Consider the following 5,317-nt stretch of genomic DNA (forward strand, 5'->3'; position numbering starts at 1 on the left):
AAATGGATCGTTTCAAGCTATCAATGCACGCATCATTATCATTGTGCAAGAACCCATGTTGCCAAAAATAGATGAAAGAAAATTTGACAGAGCTTAGGGTAAAACTACTTTCGAAATTAGGGTAAGAAAGCTTAATGAACTAAAACCCTGAGAAGAAGATCATAGGTTTCAAAGTTTATAAATTAATACGTTTGATTTTATTGCAAAAAAAAAATTGGAGCTCATTTATAACTCCAATTTTTTTCTTTTCTACTTATTTGTAAAATTCAATTCAACCCACTATTCCTTACAAATATTTAATTCGCAGTTTATTTTTTTATATCTAATGATCCTATTTTTCTATCATCAACTGTTCCGTTTTTTGTTTTGTTCCATCGGATACGCGGATCAAATAAATTCCTGAATGGACTTTTAATTTTTCGAAATCCAGGCCTAGATTATTTTGATTTGCAGATACTATTACTCTGAATACTAACTTTCCATTCAAATCAAACATCATTACTTCTTTTTTGACTTTTTCAAAACCTTGAATATACAATTCTGTAAAATCATTTGAAGGATTTGGTACAAATTGCAACTTTAATGGCATGATTTCTACTCCATTTAATTCAGTTTGATGGTTTTCAAATTGTCCATTTTCTTCTTTTAAATCTGTGATTTCCTTTCTTAAAGACCCTCCGGGCAATGTATGAAACCATCCGTTTACTGCAGTTGAAGTACTGGTTCCACAAATGGTTCTAATTTGATAGTGAAAGAAACGATCTGCATCTAATCCTGTAAAATTATGTTCTAAAGATGGACCTGTTTTATTTGCCCAAGCACTCCAAGTAGACCAAACTCCAGGAGATATTTCCCATCGAATTCGCAATTCATAAAGACCACCTGTGGAGCAGGTTCCCGTTTGTGCTTTCCACTTAATTTTTGCTGAATTTGTAGTTGTATCTCTATGATAAACCTGAATTGGATATTTACAGCTATTTGCAAAAACAGTCACTGTCATGGAACAGCTTGCGGTGTTTCCAGATGCATCTGTCGCTTCAAATATATTTATAGTTTGTCCGACAGGAAATGAAGCATTCTGTGCGAGGCCTGCGGTTTGAGTCAATTTTGCTCCTTCAATTTCAATAATTGAATAGCGAAGAGCCGAAGTATTTAAATCGTTCCAGCAGCCTCCAGTTTGAAATTCCAAGTGATTTTCACTAGTCCCTCCATTCGGTTCACCGACACAAAAATTACTATATGCATAAGCTTCACAATTATCCCATTTCCAAACACCATTTGTTACAAAATCATTCCCGCCAATCCAACTAAATCCTGCACCGCTTGATGCAATTGCAGCATTCTCAGCAGCTGAAGAAATAACCGCTAAATGAGCACCTGCAGTTTTCGCATTATTAAAAGCAGTTGAAAAATTAGTTAGGCCATTTGATTGATAATACCTACTATTTCCAAAACTTGCTTTATAAGTATAACCAACGGGTGTACTTGGTAAACAATTATCTGACATTACAGGACTTGCATAACAAACGATTGCTGAACATTGTCCTACGGTTGCCGTTGCACTTGCATTTGTACATGAAATGGTTGGCTTGTCAACCTCGTTTATTGTAATCGTAAATGAACAAGAATTTGTGTTACCATTTGCATCTGTAGCTTTATACGAAATCGTATTCACACCAATTGGAAAAACGGATCCGCTTACTAAACCCGCAATTTGCATTGTGGTAGCACTTCCGCAATTATCGGTTCCAATCGGAGCAATATAGTTTAATTTCTTCCCACAAGAATCCAATCCGTTGTTTGTAACAATATTCGCAGGACAAACAATTGTTGGAATTTGTGTATCATTAATGGTAATTGTAAAACTACAAGTTGCAGTATTATTACTTGCATCTGTAACTTTAAATGTATTTGTTGTTGTACCAATTGGAAATACAGATCCACTTGCTAATCCTGAAGTTTGACTTGTAGTTACACCTGCACAATTATCGGTTCCTATTGGCGCAAGAAAATTTAATTTCTTGGCGCAACTATCTGTTCCATTACTAAAATTTAAATTTCCTGGACAACTGATTACTGGATTTTGGGTATCATTAATCGTGATTGTAAAACTACAACTTGCAGTATTGCTATTTGCATCTGTAACTTTAAATGTATTTGTTGTTGTACCTACTGGAAATACAGATCCACTTGCTAATCCTGCTGTTTGAAGGTTAGTTGCACCCGCACAATTGTCGGTTCCGGTCGGAGTTACAAAATTTATTTTCTTCCCACAGGTATCTGTGCCATTATTAAAATTTAAATTTCCTGGACAACTGATTACTGGATTTTGGGTATCATTAATCGTGATTGTAAAACTACAGCTTGCAGTATTGCTGTTTGCATCTGTAACTTTAAATGTATTTGTTGTTGTACCTACTGGAAATACAGATCCACTTGCTAAACCTGTAGTTTGAATGTTTGTTGCACCCGCACAATTGTCGGTTCCGGTCGGAGTTACAAAATTTATTTTCTTCCCACAGGTATCTGTGCCATTATTAAAATTTAAATTTCCAGGACAACTTATAATTGGATTTTGAGTATCATTAATGGTGATTGTAAAACTGCATGTTGCAGTATTGCTATTTGCATCTGTAACTTTAAACGTATTTGTTGTTGTACCTACTGGAAATACAGATCCACTTGCTAATCCTGAAGTTTGAATGTTAGTTGCACCCGCACAATTGTCAGTTCCGGTCGGAGTTACAAAATTTATTTTCTTCCCGCAGGTATCCGTGCCATTATTAAAATTTAAATTTCCAGGACAACTTATAATTGGAAGTTGTGTATCATTAATGGTGATCGTAAAACTGCAAGTTGCAGTATTATTACTTGCATCTGTAACTTTAAATGTATTTGTTGTTGTACCTACTGGAAATACAGATCCACTTGCTAAACCTGTAGTTTGAATGTTAGTTGCACCTCCACAATTATCGGTTCCTATAGGAGTTACAAAATTTATTTTCTTCCCGCAGGTATCTGTGCCATTATTAAAATTTAAATTTCCCGGACAACTTATAATTGGAAGTTGAGTATCATTAATGGTAACTGTAAACATACAATCATCCATACCGGCAATATTTGTTGCAGTTGCAGTTACTGTAGTCACACCAACATTAAAATTAGACCCTGATGCTTGACTATAGGTAAATACTATAGGATCCGTTCCCGTTGCTGTTGCAACAAAACTTTGAGCAGCATAACATTGGTTAAGCTCATTGTTTGCAACTTTATTAGTCGGACAGGTAATTACCGGAGGAAATGCAAAACAATAGGATATTGTTTGAGGTACATTTACATTATCAATGGTCACAATATCTGCTTGTGAATTTGTTAGAATACAAACTCTTATCTGCAATTTATTTCCTGTAATACCTGTTTTAGTGACTGTGGTTGAACTTATTTGATCCACAGATGGAAATGCATATTGTATTGTTCCAACACCTCCTCCAAACACGTTAGGAATTACTACAAAAGAACCTCCATTAATGCTGTATTGCACAGAAATATAATCTTCATCATCGATTCCATTCCAAGCTATATCAACTGAAAACTGAACAGTACCTGAACTTGATATATTTAATTCAGGACTAATCCAACAAATTTCCTGATCGGTGTCACTTGTTTCTAATTTTCCACTTGCCGTTGTAGAAAAGGAATCCCCATTATCCCGGCCTATACCGGTTACCGGCTCATCTAAAGTCCAGGGAGACATCGTCCAATTTACTCCAAAAAAATTATTTATTTGGTTCGTTAAATATCCTTTATTAATAATGCTAAATGTTTCTGAATAAGGACCATCAGCACTTGTCCCAATTACATACGTTGCGGTAGAAGTACAAGCTGGACTAGATGCATCTGTTACGGTTACAGTATAAGTTCCAGCTAATTTGCTACTGATATCTTGTGTATTAGCGCCTCCGGTCCAGGTATAGGAATATGGTTGATTTCCGCCACTCGGAGTTAAATCGATTGCCCCATTTGCCAAGCCACAAGAAGCAGGATAAATAATCGCTGATTGTGTAATCGGAGCGCTTATGATGGAAGCAGCTGCAGTTTGAGAGCAACTCGCTGCGTCTGTAACTGTGACTGTATAGGTTCCAATAGCAAGTCCACTTAAATCCTGTGGATCGTTGTCTGGCATTTCTGCTCCATCGTTACTCCAATCATATGTGTAGCCAGGAGTTCCACCACTTACGCTTAAGTCAATAGAACCTGAATTAGGTCCATTACAAACGATATTCTTTACTGTTGTATTGAGTACTGGCTGAGTACAATTAAGGGTAACACCTGCCTCGGGTACTTCCACGTTATCAATGGTCACGAGTTCGGCATTGGCGTTGGTTAAAACACATACTTTTATTCTTAAAGTACCACCACCAGTGATTCCAACATGATTAATCATAACATTGTCATTAAATGGACCCGGAGGTCCGGAAAATGGATAAGCAACCGTTGCACATGGATTACCACCTTTTACATTGGGAACCAACGTATAAGCGCCTCCATTCACACTATAAAATACTTTTATATAATCACCAAAACAACCCCCGGCAGCAATATCAACATCAAATCCTACCCAACTGAGATCCATTTTTAGACTCACAGGATTAGCTGCAGCTGTATTAATGAGTGGACTTTCCCAACAAACTTCTTCATCTAAGTCAATGCACTCCAGCTTCCCTGCGGCAGTGGTATTGAAATAATCTGTAGGATCTCGAAGATCTGCGGTCTGACAAGTACCTGCGGTATTCCATGAGGTCAAGGTCCATATCATACCTCCAAAGTCATTGCTGCAATTAATTTTATATCCTTTGTCAGCAGTTCCAAAGCTTTCTGAATACTGTGCTTGCAAATTTGTGAAAATCAGGACAAAAAAGAGGAATAACAGGATGTTTTTCATTTTGATGTGTTTTTAAAAATAATTACAAATTAAGGTATGCAAACTTTTAAGCCTCAACTATCATATAAAATAAACTGAGCATAGTGTTTGAAACGTCAAATCTAGCTCAAAATCACCCAAATTGAATTGATCAATATTAAATTCATATTAAATTTTATCAAAGGACAGGCTGGATTTCAAGGTTACATATAAGTATTGAAGATCTAGCTGACCCCTTTTCTAGTGAAAATCTTTAGATCATTTTTGACAAAAAAAAATTGGGGCTGATTTAAAGCCCCAATTTTAATCTTTTCTTTTTAAGTGATTGAATTAAATTCAATCACATGATACTAAGTAATAAGTTCTTTGTACAACAGTATTTAATATAGATAGAAC

Annotated in this window: 1 protein-coding gene; it reads right to left on the reverse strand. The window is 35.9% G+C overall.

All coding sequences use genetic code 11. The annotated features are described in order from the left end of the window. Positions 1-331: 331 nt before the first annotated feature. Entirely contained in the window at positions 332-4,942 is a 4,611-nt protein-coding gene (locus IPO86_01750) for an HYR domain-containing protein (GenBank protein MBK9726820.1), read from the reverse strand. Between the last annotated feature and the right edge of the window lie 375 nt (positions 4,943-5,317).

Source organism: Saprospiraceae bacterium (assembly GCA_016717265.1).
In the GTDB taxonomy this organism is placed as follows: Bacteria; Bacteroidota; Bacteroidia; order Chitinophagales; family Saprospiraceae; genus Vicinibacter.

Excerpts from the sequence above, each read along its gene's own strand:
- IPO86_01750 (MBK9726820.1), bottom strand. The coding sequence starts at position 4,942 with ATGAAAAACATCCTGTTATTCCTCTTTTTTGTCCTGATTTTCACAAAT.